At 65.3% G+C, this 21,110-nt stretch carries 20 protein-coding genes; 9 read left to right on the top strand and 11 right to left on the bottom strand.

Annotated elements, in window-relative coordinates:
• The first annotated feature begins 55 nt into the window (after positions 1–55).
• Together RBA41_RS25740 and RBA41_RS25735 are read left to right on the top strand one after the other, a co-directional pair.
• Entirely contained in the window at positions 56–3,070 is a 3,015-nt protein-coding gene (locus tag RBA41_RS25740; protein WP_306627094.1) for a putative bifunctional diguanylate cyclase/phosphodiesterase, read from the top strand.
• 30 nt (positions 3,071–3,100) lie between these two features.
• On the top strand, positions 3,101–3,463 hold the full coding sequence (locus RBA41_RS25735) for a hypothetical protein (RefSeq protein WP_306627093.1): 363 nt from the start codon (positions 3,101–3,103) through the stop codon (positions 3,461–3,463).
• Positions 3,464–3,481: 18 nt separating this feature from the next.
• On the opposite strand, the gene RBA41_RS25730 is transcribed toward RBA41_RS25735, so the two are convergent.
• Both RBA41_RS25730 and RBA41_RS25725 read right to left on the bottom strand, forming a co-directional pair.
• Positions 3,482–4,426 (bottom strand): SRPBCC family protein, encoded by a 945-nt coding sequence (locus RBA41_RS25730; protein ID WP_306627092.1) that lies wholly within the window; start codon positions 4,424–4,426, stop codon positions 3,482–3,484.
• Complete coding sequence (locus tag RBA41_RS25725) at positions 4,389–5,129, bottom strand: phosphoribosyltransferase (protein WP_306627090.1); 741 nt, start codon at positions 5,127–5,129, stop codon at positions 4,389–4,391. Before RBA41_RS25725 ends, RBA41_RS25730 begins: the two co-directional genes overlap by 38 nt.
• A 214-nt stretch (positions 5,130–5,343) precedes the next feature.
• Between RBA41_RS25725 and RBA41_RS25720 the strand changes: the two genes are divergently transcribed.
• On the top strand, positions 5,344–5,922 hold the full coding sequence (locus RBA41_RS25720; RefSeq protein WP_306627088.1) for an HdeD family acid-resistance protein: 579 nt from the start codon (positions 5,344–5,346) through the stop codon (positions 5,920–5,922).
• Positions 5,923–5,959: 37 nt separating this feature from the next.
• On the opposite strand, the gene fghA is transcribed toward RBA41_RS25720, so the two are convergent.
• Genes fghA through RBA41_RS25700 form a run of 4 tightly spaced genes read right to left on the bottom strand, consistent with a single transcriptional unit; the run spans position 5,960 to position 8,237 of the window.
• Positions 5,960–6,799, bottom strand: a complete 840-nt coding sequence (gene fghA / locus RBA41_RS25715; protein ID WP_306627086.1) for an S-formylglutathione hydrolase — start codon at positions 6,797–6,799, stop codon at positions 5,960–5,962.
• A 51-nt stretch (positions 6,800–6,850) separates the two neighbouring features.
• Positions 6,851–7,432, bottom strand: a complete 582-nt coding sequence (locus tag RBA41_RS25710; RefSeq protein WP_306627085.1) for a chromate transporter — start codon at positions 7,430–7,432, stop codon at positions 6,851–6,853.
• The gene (locus tag RBA41_RS25705) at positions 7,429–8,004 is read right to left on the bottom strand and encodes a chromate transporter (protein ID WP_306627084.1); all 576 of its coding nucleotides are present in this window, start codon (positions 8,002–8,004) and stop codon (positions 7,429–7,431) included. The genes RBA41_RS25710 and RBA41_RS25705 overlap by 4 nt, the downstream gene beginning before the upstream one ends.
• Positions 8,005–8,045: 41 nt before the next feature.
• Entirely contained in the window at positions 8,046–8,237 is a 192-nt protein-coding gene (locus tag RBA41_RS25700; protein WP_306627083.1) for a hypothetical protein, read from the bottom strand.
• A gap of 281 nt (positions 8,238–8,518) precedes the next feature.
• On the opposite strand from RBA41_RS25700, the gene RBA41_RS25695 reads away from it, so the two are divergent.
• Positions 8,519–8,746: a hypothetical protein gene (locus RBA41_RS25695; protein WP_306627081.1), complete on the top strand. Its 228-nt coding sequence runs from the start codon at positions 8,519–8,521 to the stop codon at positions 8,744–8,746.
• 480 nt (positions 8,747–9,226) lie between these two features.
• Positions 9,227–11,317 carry an ATP-dependent helicase gene (locus RBA41_RS25690; protein WP_306627080.1) on the top strand — a complete coding sequence of 697 codons (2,091 nt, stop codon included), beginning with the start codon at positions 9,227–9,229 and terminating at the stop codon, positions 11,315–11,317.
• Positions 11,318–11,391: 74 nt separating this feature from the next.
• On the opposite strand, the gene RBA41_RS25685 is transcribed toward RBA41_RS25690, so the two are convergent.
• Positions 11,392–12,303, bottom strand: coding sequence for a PAS domain-containing protein (locus tag RBA41_RS25685; RefSeq protein WP_306627078.1), 912 nt, complete (start codon positions 12,301–12,303; stop codon positions 11,392–11,394).
• 311 nt (positions 12,304–12,614) lie between these two features.
• Positions 12,615–13,235: a phosphohydrolase gene (locus RBA41_RS25680; protein ID WP_306627076.1), complete on the bottom strand. Its 621-nt coding sequence runs from the start codon at positions 13,233–13,235 to the stop codon at positions 12,615–12,617.
• 347 nt (positions 13,236–13,582) lie between these two features.
• Between RBA41_RS25680 and RBA41_RS25675 the strand changes: the two genes are divergently transcribed.
• Positions 13,583–13,870 (top strand): hypothetical protein, encoded by a 288-nt coding sequence (locus RBA41_RS25675; RefSeq protein ID WP_306627074.1) that lies wholly within the window; start codon positions 13,583–13,585, stop codon positions 13,868–13,870.
• On the opposite strand, the gene RBA41_RS25670 is transcribed toward RBA41_RS25675, so the two are convergent.
• The gene (locus RBA41_RS25670) at positions 13,867–16,884 is read right to left on the bottom strand and encodes a bifunctional diguanylate cyclase/phosphodiesterase (protein WP_306627073.1); all 3,018 of its coding nucleotides are present in this window, start codon (positions 16,882–16,884) and stop codon (positions 13,867–13,869) included. The two genes, RBA41_RS25675 and RBA41_RS25670, sit on opposite strands and share 4 nt — an antisense overlap.
• Positions 16,885–17,086: 202 nt before the next feature.
• Here RBA41_RS25670 and RBA41_RS25665 point away from each other — a divergent pair, with 202 nt between their 5' ends.
• A complete protein-coding gene (locus RBA41_RS25665) occupies positions 17,087–18,073 on the top strand; it encodes a sulfurtransferase (RefSeq protein ID WP_306627071.1) in 987 nt (328 codons plus the stop codon).
• On the opposite strand, the gene RBA41_RS25660 is transcribed toward RBA41_RS25665, so the two are convergent.
• Positions 17,982–18,656 (bottom strand): YceI family protein, encoded by a 675-nt coding sequence (locus tag RBA41_RS25660; RefSeq protein WP_306627069.1) that lies wholly within the window; start codon positions 18,654–18,656, stop codon positions 17,982–17,984. The genes RBA41_RS25665 and RBA41_RS25660 overlap by 92 nt on opposite strands.
• Positions 18,657–18,693: 37 nt before the next feature.
• Positions 18,694–19,677, bottom strand: a complete 984-nt coding sequence (locus RBA41_RS25655; RefSeq protein WP_306627067.1) for a type II secretion system F family protein — start codon at positions 19,675–19,677, stop codon at positions 18,694–18,696.
• Positions 19,678–19,766: 89 nt separating this feature from the next.
• On the opposite strand from RBA41_RS25655, the gene RBA41_RS25650 reads away from it, so the two are divergent.
• Both RBA41_RS25650 and RBA41_RS25645 read left to right on the top strand, forming a co-directional pair.
• Positions 19,767–20,471, top strand: a complete 705-nt coding sequence (locus RBA41_RS25650) for a glutathione S-transferase family protein (protein WP_306627065.1) — start codon at positions 19,767–19,769, stop codon at positions 20,469–20,471.
• Positions 20,472–20,488: 17 nt separating this feature from the next.
• On the top strand, positions 20,489–21,109 hold the full coding sequence (locus RBA41_RS25645) for a glutathione S-transferase family protein (protein ID WP_306627063.1): 621 nt from the start codon (positions 20,489–20,491) through the stop codon (positions 21,107–21,109).
• Position 21,110: the final 1 nt, after the last annotated feature.

The raw sequence follows: 21,110 nt of genomic DNA, 5'->3' as shown, positions 1-21,110 counted from the left end.
TTGCCGCCTAACAGCAAACGAATGGCGGCGCCAGTTGTGTAGCCGGATGCCGCTCATGTCAACGTCGACTTCTTCGTCCCGCATGCTGCCCGACAGCGTACAGCGCGCTCTCGAAGCGCTGTTGCGCCTGCTCTCCTTTTATCTCGTTCCGCTGGGCATTGCGCTGCTCTCGATCGTGGCGCTGGCGTTCTGGAACAACCAATACCGGGCAACTGCCGGCCAGCCGTTGCCGTTCCGCGTCATGGCGCACGATGGGGCGGAGGTCACGCCCGCACAGATGCGCGCGCAACTGGCCGGATTGCCGGAAGTTGCCTATCGCGAAACGCGCATGTCGCCCGATCCGCTCTGGTTCAGCATGGCGCCCGCTGCGCAGGCCGGCACCGTGATCGAATTTCCTTCGCGTCATATGGTCGAGATTGCTTGTTGGGACAGCGACACCTTGCTCCCGCTGGGAAGTTCCAGCCGCGCCGTCTCGGCCGGTGCGATGGCGCCGCTGATGGCGGGGTTTGCGCTGACCCTGGCGCCGCCGCTCACGCAGGCACAAGCACTTCCCCAGGCGCAGTCCGCGCCATCGCAGGCAGGCGTGCCCGCGCTCCTGCTCTGCCGCAGCGTGCTCATCGGCCCGGCACGCCTGTCGGCCACGCAATGGCAGGCCGGCGAACTCGCCGTGGCGGTGCAGCAGTACCACCGCAAGTCCGGCCTGCTCGACGGCGGCATGATCGTGCTGACCTTGTTCGTGCTGACCACGGCCCTGATCAACCGCCAGGCCCTGTACGTGCTGCTGGCCGGCTGGCTGATCCTGAACCTGCGCATGGGGGCGCTCTCGGCCGGCTGGGATATCCAGTGGCTGGGCCAGATCGTGCCGGAGCGCTGGCTGCTGCCGTCGCGGGCGCTGACGATTGCCCTGTATGCGGTCTCGACCCTGACCCTGTACCAGACCCTGTTCCGCGAACGTCTGGCCGCCACGCGCTACCGTGCGCCGCTGCGCTTTGCCGAATGGTGCTGCCTGCCGCTGCTGGCGCTCTCGGTGCTCTTGCCGTACCATATTTTCCTGCCCGTGATGTGGGGCTTTGTTGCCTACGGTCTGGTCTTGATGACGCTCGGGCTGGTCAGCCTGATGTCGCAATCGCCATCGCAGTCCCGCTCGCATACGCGGGTGGCGTTCTGGTTCGCGGCCTCGTTCGCGGTCACGATGATGTCCGGGCTGGTGGAAGTGATTGCGGCCGCGCTCGGCGTTCGCGACCTGGCCGGCATGGTCAACAGTGTCACGGCCGCGCTCGCGTCCAGCCTGCTGGCGGCGCTGGCGGTGGCCGAACAGATGCGCCAGGAAACCGAACAGCGCATCGCGGCGCAGGCCGAACTGCGGCACGCCTACGAGGCGATGCCGGTCGGACTGTTCACGCTGGACCTGGAGGGGAAGTTCCTCAGTGCCAACCCGGCCTTGCAGCGGATGGTCGGCGCGGACGGCCCCGTCACTGGCGGCATGAACTTCCAGCACTTCTTCGCCGATGGCGTCTGGGGCACATTGTTCGCACTGGTGCAGGACCGGGCCGACGCCGAACTGCGCATCGAAAACCGCGACGGCTCGCATTGCTTCGTGGTCCGCGCGACCCTGGCGCGCGGCAAGATCGAAGGCGTGTTGCAGGATACGACCGAGCAGCACAAAGCCACCGAGCAATTGCGCTTCATGGCCAATAACGATGCGCTGACCAAGGTCTTCAACCGGCGCGGCATCGAGCGCGTGTTCGAGAACGCGTCCATGAAGCCGCTGACCCTGGCCTACCTCGACCTGGACCGTTTCAAGCTGATCAACGACCTGTTCGGCCACAGCGCGGGCGATGAAGTCCTCAAGCAAGTATGCGAACGGATCGGCGCCGTGCTCAGCGGGGAACAACAGGTCGGCCGCGTGGGCGGTGACGAATTCGTGATCATCATGCCGGAAACCTCGATCCGGGTGGCGGCGCTGATTTGCCGCTGCCTGGTCGGGCGCATCGGCAACACGCCCTACCGCGTCGGCGACAAGGCGTTCCACGTGCGCGGCTCGATCGGGCTGATCGAAGTGCAGCCCGGCATGCAGATGAAGGATGCGGTGTCGACCGCCGACCGCGCCTGCCGCGAAGCCAAGACCGGGCACCGCGACGGGCTGGTCGTGTACGAGCGCGATTCCACCGCCTTTAACGAACGCACCGCCGAGCTGGACCTGGTCGAGCGCCTCTCGGCCAACGACGTGACTGCCTGCATGGTGCTCGAAATGCAGCCGATCATGTCGCTGAAAATGCCGTACGATTCGATGAACTTCGAGGTCTTGCTGCGCATGCGCGAAGCGGACGGCAGCCTGCTGGCCGCCGGGCCGATCATCGCCGCCGCCGAAAAGAGCGGGCGCATGGGCGTGATCGACCGCTGGGTGCTCTCGACCACGCTGAGCTGGATCGAGCGCCACGCCGACATGCTGGTCAATACCCAGTTCGTGTGCATGAATTTGTCCGGCGCCTCGCTCAACGACGAACGCTTCATCCAGGACACCATCGATATCCTGCGCCGCCATCGCGACGCGGCCAGCCGGCTGTGCATGGAGATTACCGAAAGCGTCGCCTTGCACGACCTGAACAACACGCGGCGCTTCATCGACCAGGTGCGCAATTTCGGCGTCAAGGTGGCGCTCGACGATTTCGGCGCGGGCTATACTTCCTTCTCTTATCTGAAGGAATTGCCGGCGGACATACTCAAGATCGACGGTAATTTTATCGTCAACATGAATGCGCATCCGGCCGACGTGGCTATTGTCGAAGCCATCGTGAAGCTGGCGGTCAACCTGGGCATGAAGACGATTGCCGAATGGGCCGAGGACGGCGCCACCGTGCAAACGCTGGCCGATATCGGGGTCGATTATGTGCAAGGGTTCGTGATTGCGTCGTCGATGGCGCCGGACATTCTGCTGACGGTCTCGTCGGCCGCCGGCTTTATCGTCGACGAGGAACTCAATCTGCTGGTTGGCTCGCTGGGCGGCGCCGCCAGCGCGCCGGGTCCGGTGGCGGCGATGGCTGAAGCGCCGGTGGCGGGCCTGCACTGAACTGTTCGGCCCCGCGCCGGTCGAATTCCGATGAACAGCCAGGCGAAGGAAAACGGAATGATCAATCATGCGGTATTGGGAGTGTTTGATGAGTTCGAGAAGGCGGAGCAGGCACACGCTGCCTTGCTCGCCGACGGCTTCGGTTCGGATGCCCTTGAGCTCAAGGTGCATAACGACGAAGCGGGGCCGGTGGAAGGCAATTTTTTGGTGGGCAATACGCCGATCGAAAGCGAGGAGCATGTCTACGAGCGCAACTATGCAAGGCCCGTGCAACGTGGGCAATGCGTGTTGATAGTCGACGCCGCCGACCCGGCAACAGCGGCGCGCGCATCGGCCATCCTGGCCGGCTTTGGCGCGCGCGATCCTGATCAATTGGCGGGTGCGCAGCGTTAAACGATCAGGGTTTGTGCACTATTGAAACATCTTGTTTTCGCTCGTCTGTTCTCCCTTCTGGGGCGGCGTGCCCTCAAGCAGCTTCTTCATGCGCTCCAGGTCTTCCTCAAGTTCGTGTTCCGGGTGGGCGCCGAACAGTGTCGCTACCGCCTCGCCCACGGCGCCGGCCGGGGGGCGGTAACACAGCTTGACCGTGGCCAGCGTGCCGCCACGCGACGGTTCAAAGCGGACCGATCCCGATTGCTCGACTTCCGCCCCCGGCTCGCTGCGCCACGCCAGCCGGCGCGGGCGGATCTGCTCGGTCAGCACGGCATCAAAGCCGAATTCGCTGCCAGCCGGTCCCTTGACGACCCAGTGCGAGCGGCGGTTGCCGAGGTCGCGCACCTCGATCACGTTGGCCATGAAGCGCGGGAAATTCTCATCGTTGGCCCACAGGTCGAACACCTGCTCGGGCGCGGCGTCGATGCGGATGGTCTTTTCGATTTCCGTGGTGCCGCCCCGGCCCTGGTGGCGGGCCAGGCCGGGCAGGGCGCCGTTGCTGACGGAGCGCATCAGCAATGCCACGCCAGCGACGCCCATGAGCGCGGCGAGCGGCAGGCGCCGGGTCATCATGCTGGCCAGGCCAAGGGTGCCGCCGCCCATCATGGCGGCATTGCGTGGCGCCGAAGGCCACAGCGACCGTACCGGCGACGAGCGACGCTCCCCAACGTCGGTCGCCTGCCGGCCAGCGGACGCCAGCAGGTTTGAAGCGGATGGGTTGGCGCCGATGCGCTCGCCCACGTCATGCACGACCTTTCCGAGCATGTCGCTGCTCTGGTGGCCGAGCTCGCGCAGCCGTTCCCCGGACCGGGCGCGCCGCAAGCCGCCCCGGTCCGGGTCCATCATGTACATGGCGAGCGCGCCGAGCGCTGCCCCGCCCAGCCATTTACCGAGGTGAAGATCGTGTTCGGGCATGTGTTTCATGATTGTCTCCGTTCGCTTGCATTGGTGGATGAATGGTGCGCGCGCTCGTCTGGTCGCGCCAGGCGATGGCCAGCAGGTCCTGTACTTCCTCGTCACCGGTTTGCTCGAATTGCCGGTACCACCGGCCGACCGCGCCGAAGTTCGCCGGCTGGCTCAGGCAGACCAGTTCGTCGACCTGCGCGGCAAGCGCCGCGCAGCTGTCCGGCGCGCCAACCGGCACCGCGACGACGATGCGCGCCGCCCCGCGCTCGCGCGCCGCGCGCACGGCCGCGCACATGGTCGAGCCGGTGGCCAGGCCGTCATCGACGAGGATGGCGGTGCGGCCCGCAAGCCCGGGCTCGGCGCGGGCGCCCCGGTACTGGCGCTCGCGCCGCGCAATCTCGCGCTCTTCGCGCGCGCATGCGTCATCGATCTGTTCGCGGCCGATGCGGTGTTCGCGGATGGCCGCCATGTTGAGCACGCGCACGCCGCCGCCGGCGATCGCGCCCATGGCGAATTCTTCGTGGCCGGGCAGGCCGAGCTTGCGAACGAGCAGCACGTCGAGCGCCAGCCCGAGCGCCCTGGCGATGGCGAAGCCGACCGGAACGCCGCCGCGCGGCAAGGCAAGCACCAGCGCATCAGGACGGCCGGCATACGGCGCCAGTGCCAGCGCCAGAAGCTTGCCAGCATGCACGCGGTTCTTGAATTGTCGGTGGATAGCCATGTAGCTTCGACAGGCGAAGTGCGCTTCGGTTGCACAATTTTTGTCAAATACTTATGGCCAATTGCATGGGCGTGGCGGATCGCAAACGGCACATGCCGCCGCAGCGTATTTGCGCTGTCTTTTCGACGCACGATTGATCTATCACAGGCCTGGCGCCTGCGCGCCGATCAAAACGGCGCGCCCGCTGTCTGATTCAGCAGGGAGGAAAGATGCCATGAACGAAACGCTTCTGCGGAACTGGTGGTTGCTTGCCGCGCGCGGCGCCATCGCCATTGTGTTCGGCGTGCTTGCCATTGCGTGGCCGGCCGTCACGCTGCTGACTCTTGCGGCCTTGTTTGCCGCGTTTGCGCTGTTCGGTGGCGCAGTCTGGATTTTCGGGGCCGTCAGGAACCGCAGGGACGATCCGCACTGGTGGATGCTGATGCTGTTTGGCGTGGTCAGCCTGGCCGTCGGCGTGCTTGCCACGTTCAATCCGGCGATCACCCTGCTGACCTTGATCCTCCTGATGGGCGCCAATGCCCTCGTCAGCGGCGTGCTCGATATCGTCATCGCCATCCGCGTGCGCAAGTTCCTCCGCGGCGAGTGGCTGTTGCTGGTCAGCGGCGTGGCGTCGATCGTGTTCGGCCTGATCGTATTGCTGTTTCCGCTCGGGGCCGGCGCGGTCGTGCTGGCCACCTTCATCGGGGTATATGCGCTCATCAGCGGTGTGCTGCTGGTGTGCCTGTCGGTACGGGTGCGCTCCTGGTCGCGCATCAATGCAGGACGCAGCAGCCCGGCGGCGGGCACGATCTGACCATGATCGCGCGGCCGCGCGCCGGCTGTGGCGGGCCTTAGCCCAGTTGCGCCCGATGAAAGCGCAGATGGTCGTCCATGAAGGTGGAAATGAAGTAATAGCCGTGGTCGTATCCGGCATGGCGGCGCAGTTCGAGCGGCTGGCGCGCTTTGGCGCAAGCCGCTTCAAAGGCTTCCGGATACAGCTGCTGCTCCAGGAACTTGTCGGCCAGGCCCTGGTCGATCAGGATGCCGCCGGGGAAGGGCGCTTGCATAGTCAGCATCAGTTCGCTTGCGTCGTATTGCTTCCAGGTTTCGCGGTCGGTGCCGAGGTAGCCGCTGAACGCTTTTTCTCCCCACGGGCAGCGGGCAGGGGCGGCAATCGGGGCAAAGGCGGATACCGAACGGAACAGGTCGGGGCGTTTCAGGGCCGTGACCAGGGCGCCGTGGCCGCCCATCGAGTGTCCGAAAATGCCGACCCTGGCGGCGTTGACGGGCAGTTCGGCCAGCACCAGCGCGTGCAGTTCGAGCAGGTAGCTGAACATGCGGTAATGCTTGCTCCATGGCGCTTCGGTTGCGTCCAGATAAAAGCCCGCACCGGCGCCGAAGTCCCAGGCATCGGTTTCGCCGTCGATATTGGCGCCGCGCGGGCTCGTGTCCGGAGCGATCAGGATCAGGCCTTCGCGCGCCGCCGCGCGCTGGGCCCCGGCCTTGGTCGGGAAAGTCTCTTCGGTGCAGGTCAGTCCCGCCAGGTAAAACAGCGCCGGCAGCGTCTGGCCGGAGGGCACGGCCGGGATGAAGGCGGAAAAGCGCATTGGCAGGCCGGTGGCCGTCGAGGCATGGCGATAAAAGCGTTGTACACCGCCGAAACAGGCGTGTTCTGATAAAAGTTCGAGCATCGGTCCGTCCACGTAGTGAGTGATGGCGCAAGTATGCCTTGTCGCGTAATACTAAACCAGTTGCAGCCAGCCGAGCAGGGCGCCGCCGGCCAGTATCCACAGCAAATGGAGTTTGGTACGCCAGATCAGCAGGCCGCTTGCCACCGTCAGCAGCCACAGCGGCCAGTCGGTGGCCAGTCGCTGGCTCGCGCTGCCCAGGATCCAGCTGGTCGACAGCAGCAGGGCGATGACGACCGGCGCCATGCCTTGCTTGAAGGCGCGCACGGCGCGCAAATCGCGGTTGCGATGGCCCCATTGCGCGGCGAACCAGGTCAGCACGGTCGAGGGAATCAAAATGCCGAACATGGTCACCGCCACGCCCAGGAAGGCGGCGCCGGTGCTGCCGGCGTTCATGCCGACCTGCCAGCCCATCAGCGCAACGAACAGCACGTTCGGCCCCGGCGCGGCCTGGGCCAGCGCAATGGCGTTATTGAACTGCGCCTGGGTCAGCCAGTGGTGCTGCTCCACCAGATAGCGATGCATGTCGGAGGTGGTCGAGATCGCGCCGCCGACCGACATCAGCGACAGCATCAGGTAGTGGCCGAACAGGCTGAACCAGTCGCTCCAGCTCAGCACGATGTGCGGCGCGCTCATGGCCGCAGGCGCCGGTAGGTGAGGAAGCAGGCCAGTCCGCCCACGCCGAACAGGACGTACACCAGCGGCACCCGCAGCAGCGCCACCAGCACGAAGCCGGTGACGCACAGGGCCCAGCACCACAGCTGCGGCATCGGGTTCCTGGACAGCGCCAGCGACAGTTTCAGGCCGGTGGCGCCGATCATGCCGGCCGATACCGCCGCCATGCCGCGCAGAGCGCCTGCCACGCCCGGATGATCGATCAAGCGCGCATGGACCAGGGCCAGCAGCAGCACCAGCACCAGCGGCAGGGCCAGCATGCCGGCCAGCGCCGAGAGCGCACCGGCCAGGCCGAAATAGCGCCCGCCGATCATCATCGACAGGTTGACCACGTTCGGCCCTGGCATGATCTGGGCGACGGCCCAGTCTTCCAGGAATTCATCATGCGTCAGCCATTGCTTGCGCTCAACAATTTCGCGCTGAACGACCGCGAGCACCCCGCCGAAGCCCTGCAGCGCCAGCCAGGTAAATGAAACAAACAGGTCGGTCAGCGATTGCGGGCGCGGACGGGCGGGGAGGGACGGATCGGTCATGCCGCATTATCGCGCCGGCCCGCCCGCCTGTCCATGCGGGCTCAGCCGCCGCCGATGCCGCGCATCACGCGGCCCGTGCCGCCGCATTCGGTGCAGGCGCTGCCGTCGGCCAGCTTGCCCTTGCCGCTGCAGGCGTCGCAGATATCCTCGGCCGCGCCTGGCGTACCCGGTTCGGCTTCGTCACCCGGGTTGAGCGTGGGTTCCGTCGTAATCTTTTCAGTTGGAATTGTCATGATGTCCTCGGTCGGCATGGTGAGATATGCGCACAGGCGCGTGGCCTATGCCCGTGCCTACGCCCGTGCCTACGCCCGTGCCGCATTGTAGGCCGCGTCGTCATGGGCGGGCGCTGCGTTGCCGACGGAAAAAATGGCACCGATAGAACTATGCCTCACGCATATTTTTTGCCGTTTCGATGGAACCTTGACATTGACTTTGATCTTTATTGAGGGATACTCCTTAGGCAGTACTGGGTTCCCTTTGCAACGTTTCTGACTGCCTGTAAGGAAATCACAACATGAATCGACAGCAACGCCCTGACAGCGGCGGTCTCGCCCTGGCTGAACCGCCTTACCAACGCCACGACTTGCGCCAGCGCGACATCGTCGACCATGCCATTTCGGTCCAGGAAAGCAGCAATACGATGTCTGCCATCGAGTATCTCAAAGCGCAGAATATTGCCCCCGATGTGATCGAACGGGTTTTGCTGGAACCGCAGCGCCGGCGCGGGGCGCTCGCTCACTGAGTGGTGCCGGGTGGTGACGCAGGGCCGGGCAAGGTGCGCGACCGATGCTGCAGGCATATCAGAATGTTATCGAACCACCCCGTTCCCGCTGCGTGCAAAACAGGCGGTTATGCACAAAAAAATCTTGTAGGAAATTTCTTAATATTTTTTACCGCCTTCTCCATTGACTTTGTAAGTGCTTGATTTATATAGGCATAATTTCTGCCTCACGAATGAGCATTTTGTTGAAACCCGCATCGTTACACGCTTGCGGACTGTCAAGAGGGGATTATCCACAAAGTTATCCACAGCGATTGTGGATATCCCAAAAAGTACTTTAGAAACGGCTACTTAGCGCGCATAAGGCGATTTTTGACCGCCGCTATCATGGCTGGCATGAAGCGGGCACCGGTGGCGCGTCAGGAAAGCGCCAAGTTTTTTACTTGCGCAATAATACTGGATAAATGTACAGTCATGTCAACCCCAGTTTGATTGCCCGATATGACCGCTGTTCCTCTTGCCGCTTCCTCCGACGATCCCTTCGCCAGCCTCAATCCCGCGCAGCGCGCTGCCGTCGAGCATGACATTGGCGTAGCCGCGGGCAGCGCGCGGCCCCTGCTGGTGATCGCCGGCGCCGGCTCCGGCAAGACCAATACGCTGGCGCACCGCGTGGCGCGCCTGATCATGAGCGGCGCCGATCCCCAGCGCATCCTGCTGCTCACGTTTTCGCGCCGCGCCGCCACCGAAATGACGCAGCGCGCCAGCAAGGTACTGCACCGGATCATGGGTGTGCGCGGCGGCCAGCCACCGGCCAGCCTGCCGTGGGCCGGCACCTTCCACAGCATCGGCGCGCGCCTGCTGCGCGATTACGCCGGCCGCATCGGCCTCGAAGAATCGTTCACCATCCACGACCGCGGCGACGCCGAAGACCTGATGGGCATGGTGCGCCACGAGATCGGCCTGACCCAGACCGAAAAACGCTTTCCCCTCAAGGGAACCTGCCTGGCAATCTACTCGCGCGTGGTCAACAGCCGCGACACGCTGGCGCTGGTGCTCCAGAGTACCTTTCCCTGGTGCAGTGAATGGGAATCCCAGCTCAAGACCCTGTTCGGCGCCTATGTCGACGCCAAGCAGGAGCAGAACGTGCTCGATTACGACGATCTTCTGCTGTTTTGGGCCGAGATGGCGGCCGATCCCGACCTCGGCGCCCACCTCGGCGGCCTGTTCGACCATGTCCTTGTCGATGAGTACCAGGACACCAACCGCCTGCAGGCCGCGATCCTGATGGGCATGAAGCCGGGCGGCGAAGGCGTGATGGTGGTCGGCGACGATGCCCAATCGATCTATTCTTTCCGCGGCGCCACGGTGCGCAATATTCTCGATTTTCCGAAACAGTTCGCGCAGGAAGCCTGCATCGTCACCCTGGACCGCAACTACCGCTCGACCCAGCCGATCCTGGATGCCTCCAACGCCGTGATCGGTGCCGCGCTCGAGCGCCACGCCAAGACCTTGTGGACCGACAAGGTGTCGACTGTCCGGCCGCAACTGGTGCTCATTCCCGACGAGGCCGAGCAGGCCCGCTGGGTCTGCAAGCGCATCCTGGAGCAGCGCGAAACCGGCATGGCGCTCAAGGCGCAGGCGGTGCTGTTCCGCGCGGCCAGCCACAGCGCCGCGCTGGAGCTGGAACTGATGCGCCGCAACATCCCCTTCGTCAAATTCGGCGGCCTCAAGTTCCTGGAAGCATCCCATATCAAGGATGTGCTGGCGGTGCTGCGCTTTGCCCAGAATCCAAGCGGCAGGGTGGCCGGTTTCCGCGTGGTGCAACTGGTGCCGGGCATCGGCGCCGCCACCGCCACCCGGCTGCTGGACGCGGTCGGCGAGGCGGCCGAGCCGCTGCGCGCGGTCGAGCAATTTGCCGCGCCCGCCAGGAGCGGCGGCGAGTGGGAGCAGTTTGTCGCGCTGTTTCGCGCCCTGCGCGCGCCAGGGCTGCGCTGGCCGGCCGATATCGAGCTGGTCAAGAACTGGTACCTGCCGCACCTCGAACGCATGCATGACGACGCCCAGGTGCGCGTGGCCGACGTGGAACAGCTGGCGCGCCTGGCGGGCGGTCATGGCTCGCGCGAAACGTTTCTGGCCGAAATCACGCTCGACCCGCCCGAAGCGACCAGCGACCGGGCCGGACCGCCCCTTCTGGACGAGGATTACCTGATTCTTTCGACCATCCATTCCTCCAAGGGACAGGAATGGACATCGGTGCATGTGCTGAACGTGGTGGATGGTTGCATCCCGTCAGACATGAGTACCGGCAACGCCGCCGATATCGAGGAGGAGCGCCGCCTGCTGTACGTGGCCATGACGCGCGCCAAGGAGCATCTTCACCTGGTGGTGCCGAACCGGTTTTTCATCAAGCAGCAGGCGCAGATGGGCGACCGCCATGTGTACGCGGCGCGCACGCGCTTCATCAGCCCGGCCATGCTCAAGCACTTCGAGGAAACGGTGTGGATGACGGCCGACACCCGGCAGAGCCGCAAACCGATGCCCGACAGCGTGCGCATGCTGGTGCGCGAGCGGGCGCGCAATGCGTGGAAGTAGTTAAGAGCCGGAGAACCTGAGCGCCTGAGAGCCCCAGGAGCCGGCGCTCAGCCGTTCGCGCCCGGGGCCCGTCATCACGCGCCTGGCGTGGAGGCAGGCTCGAACAGCGTGGCCACTGCCAGGTACTCGTACGGCGCGCCGCCCGGTTCGCTCAGCGCCAGCAGGGCGCAGCGCAAGTGCAGGGCGCTGCCGTCGGCCGCCCGGGTCTGGATGTCACCCGACCACGCACCATCGCGCGCCAGGGACAGCTTGATGTCGTCCACCAGCGCCTCTGGGAACGTGCCGGTATGCAAGGCGTGCAGGTCGCGCCCGATGAGTGCGTCGCGGCGCCTGCCGGTCAGTTCGCACAGGCGGTCGCTGGCCTCGATGATGTGCCCTTTGGGGTCGAGCTTGAGCACCAGCGCCTGCCGGCCGAGCAGCGCCTGCACCTGGCGCGCTTTGTCGAGTTCGGCAGCCATCGCTGCGCGCTCGGCCGCTGCCGCCTGCAGGCTGGCATATGCGCGCAGCGAGGCAATGACCGTGGTGAACAGCTTGCGCGTGGTCAGGTCGGCCTTGCACCAGAAGTCGTTGATGTCATAGTCGCAAATGATGCTGTGTTCCAGCGCCTGGCCCGGCTGCCCGGTGCGCAGGACGATGCGTACGAGCTCGTTGTGCAGGTCTTCGCGGATCTGGCGCGCCACCCGCAGGCCGGCATCTTCCGTCTCCATGATGACGTCGAGCAGCACCAGCGCGATGTCTTGCGTGGCGCGCAGGGCGTCGAGCGCTTCCTTGCCGCTGTAGGCGTGCAGGAAGCTCAGGCGCCGTCCCTGAAATTGGGCATTGCTGAGGGCGAACTTGGTCACCACGTGCACGTCGACATCGTCATCGACGATCAGGATACGCCAGGGAGGAGGTTCCGGCGCCGGCGATGCGGACCGGTCGGACGGGTCGTCGTCCTCGATGATCAGGTCGCCATTCTGGATGTTGTCGGAAGAGGAAGCGGACATGGCTCCACACTAAGCCAGCCGGCGCGCTTTGTCAAAGACCACACGAGTTATCCCCCGTTTTGCCTGCATGTAGGAATTTGCCACATGGACAGTTTGCGAGGGCGGCATGGGGTGTTTTAAGTTCCTGATTTTATTCGATTAATTTTTTGCCTGCGGAACGGGCATTTTGTTGAAACCCGCTTAAAACCGGGCGTTAAGCGGCGCCCGCCGGGGCTTATCCACAATGTTATCCACACTTCTTGTGGATATCCTCAAAAAACCTGTGAAATCCGTGGCTTAGGCGAGGCAGGGGCAAGCTGGCGCGCTGGCGTTCAGAGGCTGGCCTTGAGCCGGTTCAGCTCATCGAGAAAGCGCGCGCATGCCAGCTCGGGCGCCCAGGGTTCCCACGGCGTGCCGCCGTAAAGGGGAAACAGGGGATCGTCGATCTGGGGCTTGGTGGAAATTTTCAGGGTATTTCTCACCTCATCCCTGGTCCAGCCGGCAACATGCACCGCTTCGCTGGCGGCGGCCAGGCGGTCGGCGCGCTTGTGGGAGGCATGTTGCGCCGCAGTCCAGCCGGGCAGGCCGTAACGCAGGAAGATGGCTTGTTCCAGGCGCAGGGTCAGGCTGCGGAAGGCATCGCCGAGAAAGGGCTTGATGACTGAAATGGCGTCAAATCCCAGCAAGCCTTCCTCGGCATCGTGCAGCAGCTCGCGCAGCTCGGTGAGCGGATCGAGCGGCCCGCGCGCTGCGTTTTTTCTCAACTGCATGACGGCAATCGAATGCTGGGCCACCGACAGCGGCAGCGGCCACACCGAATGCCCGCCCCAGCGGTAGGTGCGGGCCAGTCCGATGGCCAGATCGGCGTCGTCCCAGTCGAACGGCGTGGGGTTGAGCAGGTCGAGACGGCGGCCCGATGGCATGCGCACCCAGGCACGTGTTTCCTGCATCATTGACAAAGTCGCTCCTTCCATCGGTCCGATCAGATCATGCGTCCCCTCCACATGGCGATGGCCTTATCTTACACATTGCCGCCGGCCTGCGGGCGCGAGATTGGCTGGCGCGCGATCGGCGCGCCGCCGAACAGGGCGCCCAGTCCGGTGCCGGCATTCGCAGCCGACATATTCATGCTCGCGGCCAGCGCTTGCGCGGAGGTGTCGCAAGGATCACATAGTTGCCCGGCCCTAACGCTGTTGACGGTTGTCACTGAATGCGGCCGTTTGGCTGGTCCTCGCGGGTGCCTTGATTTACTGTGATTACGGCAACTTAATTGTCGTTCCACTCACACCGGAGAATCAGCATGGAATCACAAGACCTGGCTTTAACGATGTTCCTCATGTGCATGTGCGGGCTGTACATGATGTATCTGAAGCAGGACGAACAGTTCAGGAGGCTCAAGCGGCTCGAGCGCATGCTCAGCTCAATTCCGGGCGCCGGGTCCGGTGATGACGACATCCATCCGAAAGTCCTGGCCAAGATTGCCGCCGGCGAGATCAGCACCGCCATCCTGCTCCAGCGCACCATCGAAGCGAGCTCATTGGGCGAAGCGGAGGCCGCTGTCAGAAGCTACATCGCGCGGCAGAATTAATCCGAAGGCGTACCGCCCGCCACCAGCAGGGCGACGAATTCGTCGGCCGGCACCGGGCGGCTGAAAAAATATCCCTGCACCTCATCGCAGCCCGCGCCGTCGAGATAGTCGAGCTGTTCGCGGGTTTCCACTCCCTCCGCCACCACCGTGATCCCAAGGCCATGCGCTAGCGCAATCGTGGCCTTGGCGATCGCCGCGCTCTTGGCGTCATCGGTAATATTGCGCACGAAACTCTGGTCGATTTTCAGCTTGTCCAGCGCAAAGCGGCTCAGGTAGCTGAGCGACGAATACCCGGTGCCGAAATCGTCCAGCGCCACCGCCACGCCCATCCCGCGCAGCTCGGCGATCTGCGCCATCGCCAGCTCCGCTTCCTGCATCAGCACGCTTTCGGTCAGTTCGATGGCCAAAAAGCGCGCCTCCATGCCGCTATCGGACAGGGCGCTTTTCACGATCGCGGGCAAGGTGCCGGCTGTGATCTGGTGCGCCGACACGTTCACCGCCACCGGCAGCGCGCGCAGGCCGGCATCCTGCCACGCCTTGTTCTGGGTGCAGGCGGTGCGGATGACCCATTCGCCGATCTCGATGATCAGGCCCGAGTCTTCTGCCAGGGGAATGAATTCGGCCGGCGAAATCATGCCCAGTTCGGCGCTGCGCCAGCGGATCAGCGCTTCCGCGCCACACACCTGCTTGTCGGCAAGGCGTACCTGCGGCTGGTAGAACAGCGAAAATTCCGCGCGGCCCAGCGCGTTGCGCAAACGGTGCTCCAGCGCCATCCAGTGCAGCGCGCGCGTGTTCATTTCTGAGGTGAAATAACGGAAGCTGTTGCGGCCGCTGTTCTTGACGTGCGACAGGGCCGTGTCCGCATTCCTGATCAGGTCGCCCGCGGTGACGCCATCGAGCGGAAACAGCGCGATTCCCACGCTGCCGGTGACCACCACCTCGTGCCCCAGCAACTGGCAGGGCGCGGCGACTGCGTCGAGCATCTGCTGGGCAGTGGCGTTGATGTCGTCGTTGTCGTCCACGTGCGAGAGCACCAGCACGAATTCATCGCTGCCGATGCGCGCCAGGGTGTCGCCCGGATGCAGGCGCAGCAGCAGGCGCTGGGCCATTTCGCGCAGCAGCAGGTCGCCGGCATCGTGGCCGATGCTGTCGTTGACGCGCTGCAAGCGGTCGATATTGAGCAGCAGCACGGCAATCGCGCGCTGCCCCTGGTGCGCCGTCTCGATCGCCTGCTCCAGCCGGTCGTTCAGGAGCGAGCGGTTCGGCAGGCGCGTGAGCGGATCGTGGTTGACCAGAAATTGCAGCTGTTCATTGGCTTGGGTAATGTCGCTCAGGTCGGTGAACACGCCGACATAGCCGGCCGTGCCGTGCTCCGGGCTCGACACCGCGCTCACCGTCAGCCACTCGGGAAACACTTCGCCATTCTTGCGCCGGTTCCAGATTTCTCCGCGCCAGTGGCCGTCGCGCGCGATCGTGTCCCATAGTTGCCGGTAGAAATCGATATCGTGCACGTTCGAGCGCAGCACGCGGATATTGCGTCCCAGCACGTCGGCCTCGCTGTACTGGGTGATGCGCTCGAACGCCGCGTTCACCGCCACGATGGTGCTGGCCGCGTCGGTGACCACGATGCCATCGCGCGTGCAGGCGAACACGCGCGCGGCCAGCTCCAGCTTTTCGTCGGCCTGGCGCCGCTCGGTGACGTCCTGCAGGGTGCCCATCAGCGCCGTCACATTGCCGGTCGCGTCATGCACGCCCGTGCTGCGCGAATGAAAATAGCGTTGCGGGCCGAGCGCCGGATTGCTGCGCAGTTCGCCCGACCAGTTCATGCCATGGCGCACCGCGGATTCGACCAGATGGCGGTCGTCCGGATGAATTCGCTGCAAGAAAACGTCGAGCGGGGGCGGCTGGTCCGCCGGCGCCAGCCCGAGCAGCCGGTACATCTGCTGCGACCACTGGCCGTGGCGCGCCACCAGGTCGAGCCGCCAGCTGCCGATCAGCGCCAGCTGCTGCGCCGCCTTGAGCGCATCGTCGCTGTTGTGCAGCGCCTGGTTCAAGCCATAGCGCTTGTGCAGTTCGCGCAGGGCCAGGAAGCTCAGGCCACCGAGCAGCATCAGAAACCCCAGCGAGACGGCGATGTAGGCGCGCGCCATGCCGTACCAGTCGGCCAGCAATTCCTTTTCGCCCAGGCCGACCACCACCGCCAGCGGGCGGCCGCTGACGCGCTGGTAGAAATACAGGCGGCGGATCTGGTCGATGCTGCTGTCGGCGGTATAGCTGCCGGCGTCGGGCGGGGCCGGGGTCGCCTGGAAATTGGGGAAAAACGTGAAGCGCTTGCCTTCAACCATGTTGGCAGCGGGCACGCGCAGCATCAGCATGCCGTCGGTGCGCACCAGGGCCACCATCCCATCCTTGCCGACCTTGACCGAGTCGTAAAAGCGGCGCAGGTACTTCGGTTCGAGCGCGGCCACGATGACCCCGCCAAAACTGCCGTCGCGCCGGTTGATGCGGCGGCTGAAGCTGATGAAGGGCACGCCCAGCTTGCTGATGATCGGCCCCTCGATGTGCATGCCATGGTCGGGATGATCGCGATGAATCTTGAAATACGCGCGCTCCGCCAGGTTGTAGGCTCCCGGCAATTTCTGGCTGTCGTGAATCATATTGCCATCGGCATCGAGCAGCCAGATGGCGCGGATGAACGGCAGGTTGTCGATGCTGCTGTCGAGCAGTTCATTGACCAGGCGCGCGCTGTCGGCCGGCCCGCGCGGCACCATCTGCACCGCCTTGATGGTGGTCTGCATGGCCAGGTCGACCGCGAACACGCTGTCGACGGCCTGCTCCTCGAGCAGCTTGACGAGCACGCGGGCGCTGTTGCTTTTCTCGGTGATGACGTGATTGCGCGCCTGCACCAGCTCGAACACGAGATTGGCGATGATGCCGACGAAAAGCAGTCCGGCAAAGCTCAGCACCAGCAAGGTGATGCCGCGCTCGTCGCGATTGGCAAGAAGAGGGTTCATCGAACTGCACCTTGAAAAATTGAGCGGGACTGTGCGGCTCCCGCCGTGGCATTCTGGACCCTGATGCATGCCTGTTATAGCAGATCATATATGAGTAATAAAGCACGAATTGCCGTGTTCGATGCATGTGCGGCCGGGCTGTTTTGATCTGCCGCCCCGGCGACCCTTTAAAATAGCGGGTTTGCTCCCTGAAGAGTCCGCCGTGAATGCCCGCCAGCCCACCTGCCAACCCGTCGCCGCCGCCCGCACAGTGTTGGTGCGCGCGCGCCAGCTGGTTGCGCCCGGCGAGCTGGCGCTGCTCGCGCGGGACGGCGCCGTGCGCCTGCTGGAAGTGGGCTGCGCCGGCGCTGCCGCATTCGAGGCGGCCCACATCGACGGCGCCGCCTGGCTCGACACGCGGGTGCTGGAAGCGCCGCCCCTGTTCAATAAGGTCGACGATGCCATCCTGCTGCAGGTCCTGCTGGAGCACGGCATCGCCCACGACACCACCGTCATCGTCTACGGACGCAACGCGCTGGCAGCGGCGCGCGCGGCGCACCTGATGCTGTACGCGGGCGTGCTTGACGTGCGCATGCTCGACGGCGGCTTTGCCGGCTGGTGCGCGGCCGGCCTGCCGCCGGTCGCCGGCCCGGGCCGGGTGGCCGTGGCCGCGCGCAGCTTCGGCGCGCCGTTCCCCGGCCGTCCCGACTACCTCACCGATACGGCCCGGGCCCGTCAGCTATTGACGCGGCCCGACGCGGCCCTGGTCAGCATCCGTACCTGGAGCGAATTTACGGGCGCCACCTCGGGCTACAGCTACATCGAGGCGCGCGGCGAGATCGCCGGCGCGCTGTGGGGCAGGGCGGGGCGCGAGGGCGACGTGAACAGCATGAGCCATTTCCAGCACGCGGACGGGCGCATGCTCGATGGCGGCACCATCGCCGAACAGTGGCGCCTGGGCGGCATCCATCCCGGCCGCCACAACGCCTTCTACTGCGGCACCGGCTGGCGCGCTTCGCTGGCGTTCTTTTATGCGTGGCTGATGGGCTGGGAGCGCATCAGCGTCTACGATGGCGGCTGGTACGAGTGGAGCGCCGACCCGGCCAACCCGGTGGCCCTTAACGTGGCAGCGGCGCCGCCACGATCCGAAACGCCAGTTCCATCGGATCCTGCACCGTCAGGGCGCCGCCCATCACCGACATCGGCGTGATGCCGAAGTCGCTCTGGAGCAGCGTCAGCGCGCCGCTCGCGGTGACGCCACCGTTGCTGCGCTCAATGGTGGCCGGCACTTCCACCGTGCGCGACACGCCATGCAGGTTGACGGTCAGGCGCAGCGTGTCGCCTTTGCCGGCGGCGCGTTCGGCATGCAGGGTCACCAGCGGATAGCGCTCCGCTTCCAGCACGCGCGTGAGCATGTTGGTACGGGTGCCGGCAATCGCCTCGTCGTCGGGCTGGGTGGTCAGGCCCGCCTTGGTGCGCAATGCCGTCTCGTCGACGGTCATCTGGTCCAGCCGGAAGCGAAAGTCGGCGCGGCCGGCGTCCGGCGCGACGAAACCTTCGATACTGCGGCTGGCGATGACGTGGTCGTGCCCCATGCGCGCAAACGTGCCCCCGCGCCGCACCGTCACGGTAATGAGCGATTTGGCCGTATCGATGCGCAGCACCTGCTGCGCGCGCGCCGCATCCTGGTACCAGGCGAACGTGCTGTCGGCGGGCGTGGGCACCGGCGGTGGCGTGGTGGCGCAGCCGGCGACGAGGACCAGCAGCGGGAGGTAAGTTCGGATTGGTTTCATAGGGTCGATTGTGGCACGGAACAGCGCAGGGTGCGGTTCAGGATGGCACTACCGTGCTCACCGAACTGCCGAGGATCGCCAGCGCCATCCACAGCGCCACGAGCGCGTAGAACACGCGCGGCAGCCAGGCCATCATGTCGAGCTGGAAGCGGTTGATCGACTCGGTCTCGCTGGCGGCGTGCCGGCGCAGCATGGCGGGCAGGGTGCCGCTTTGTTCGCCCGTCAGCACCAGCGCGTGCAGCTGGCCGGTATCGGGCAGGCGCAGGGCGCCGATTGCCTGCGCCAGCGTGGCCCCCGACTTGAGGGCCGGTTCCATGGCCGCCAGGTCGGCGCGCACGATGCGGTTCTCGACCGTGGCCAGGGCCTCGGGCAGGGCATCGAACAGCGGCAGGCCGGCATCCAGCAGCAGCGCGAGGCTGTCGATAAAGTCGCGCATATTGCGGCGCAAGTGCATCGGGCCGAATACCGGTAGCGCCAGCAGGGCGTCTTCGATGCCGGCGCGCGCCGGCGTCTCGCTGCCCGAGCCGAACCAGGCGAAGGCGCGTGCCGCCAGCAGCGCCGCGCCGCCCAGCACCAGTAGCGGCGCAAGCACGCGCCACAGGTAGCCGCCCGCCGACAGCGCGCCGCTTACCAGCGCCGGCAGCGGCTGCACGAACAGGGCGATGGCCAGGATCGCGACCGGCAGCACCATGCGCGAACGCAGCGTGGCCAGTTGCTGCGCCCTGGTGGCATGAAAATCGGCCAGCCTTTGAAACGTCGCCAGCGGGCTGCCGGCGGCCAGCGCGGCGCGCACCAGGCGCGCCTCGAAAACGGTGAACAGGCCACTGGCCAGGCCCGCGGTGGCGGGGTCGCTGCGGCGCGCCGCCAGTGTGCGAAATGCGGCCACGCGTTCGCGTCCCGCCGCGCCGAGGTCGAGCAGCGCGTACGCCCGGTCGGGCGGCAGGCCGGCCTTTTCCATCGCCGCCAGATGTTGATAAAGCTGGGCGCGCAGCAGGGCGGGAAGAGGGCGGTGGCGGGTCATCCGGCGATTGTGGCACAGCGCGTGCGGGCACGCCAGATTGACGCTATGATGCGCCTTGCTCTTTCGTCATCCAACCGGAAAGGAATGCCATGATCGACCTCTATTCGGCGCCCACGCCGAACGGCCACAAAGTCTCCATCGCGCTCGAAGAACTGGCCTTGCCGTACACCCTGCACACGCTCGACCTGCACCAGAACCAGCAAAAGGAAGACTGGTTCCTCGCGATCAATCCGAACGGGCGCATTCCGGCGATTGTCGACCGCGCCGAAGATAACTTCGCGGTGTTCGAGTCGGGCGCCATCCTGGTCTACCTGGCGGAAAAGACGGGCCAGCTGATGCCCCTGGACGCCAAGGGCCGCTCGCAGGTGATGCAGTGGCTGATGTTCCAGATGGGCGGCATCGGTCCGATGATGGGGCAAGCCAACGTGTTCTACCGCTACTTCCCGGAAAAGATCCAGCCTGCGATCGACCGCTACCAGGGCGAGAGCCGGCGCCTGTTCCGCGTGCTCGACGGCCGTCTGCGCGATCATGAATTCTTGGCCGGCGACTACTCGATTGCCGATATCGCCAACTGGGCCTGGGTGCGCACGCACAAGTGGTCGGGCGTCTCGATCGAGGAATTGCCGCACCTGAAACGCTGGATCGACGCCATCCGCGCCCGGCCGGCGGTGGAAAAGGGCCTGCAGATGCCGCCATCGCCGCGCGACCTGACCAGCGCGAGCGACGAGGAAGCGGCCAAATTCTCGGCCGCCGCGCGCACCATGCTCGAAACCGGCCAGTCGCGCAACAACTAACCTTCTGCAAGGATGTCATGAAACTCTACATCAGCAACTTCGCACCCAATCCGCGCCGCGTGACCATGTTCATCGCCGAAAAAGGCATCACCGGAATCGAACCGGTGATGATCGACCTGGGCACCAATGAACACAAGAGCGAGAGCTTCGTCGCCAAGAATCCACTGGCGCGCGTGCCCGCGCTGGAACTCGACGACGGCCGCGTGCTGACCGAAACGCGCGCCATCTGCACCTATCTGGAAGGCCTGCATCCCGAGCCGAACCTGATGGGCGATGGTTTCGAGGAGCGCGCCTTTATCGAGATGGCCGACCGCCGGGTGGAGCTCCATCTGCTGCTGGGCATCGCCAACTGCGTGCGCCATACGCACCCGGGGCTGGCCATGCTGGAGCAGCCGCAGTTCCCCGAGTTCGGCGCCTCGCAGGGAGAGAAGATGCGCGAGCATGCGCGCTGGCTCGACGGCGAACTGGCCAACCGCCCGTTCGTGGCCGGCGAGCGCTTCACGGTGGCCGACATCACCGCCTGGTGCGCACTTGAATTCGCGCGCGGGCTGATGAAGTTCAAGCCGGGCGCCGAAGGCATGGCCAATCTGCAGGCCTGGCGCGACCGCATCGCCGAACGGCCGTCGGCGGCGCGTTAGG

The organism is Massilia scottii, assembly GCF_030846495.1.
GTDB lineage: Bacteria > Pseudomonadota > Gammaproteobacteria > Burkholderiales > Burkholderiaceae_D > Telluria_A > Telluria_A violaceinigra.
Note: the sequence above shows the minus strand (reverse complement) of the source record. Positions and strands in the feature narration are given on the sequence as shown.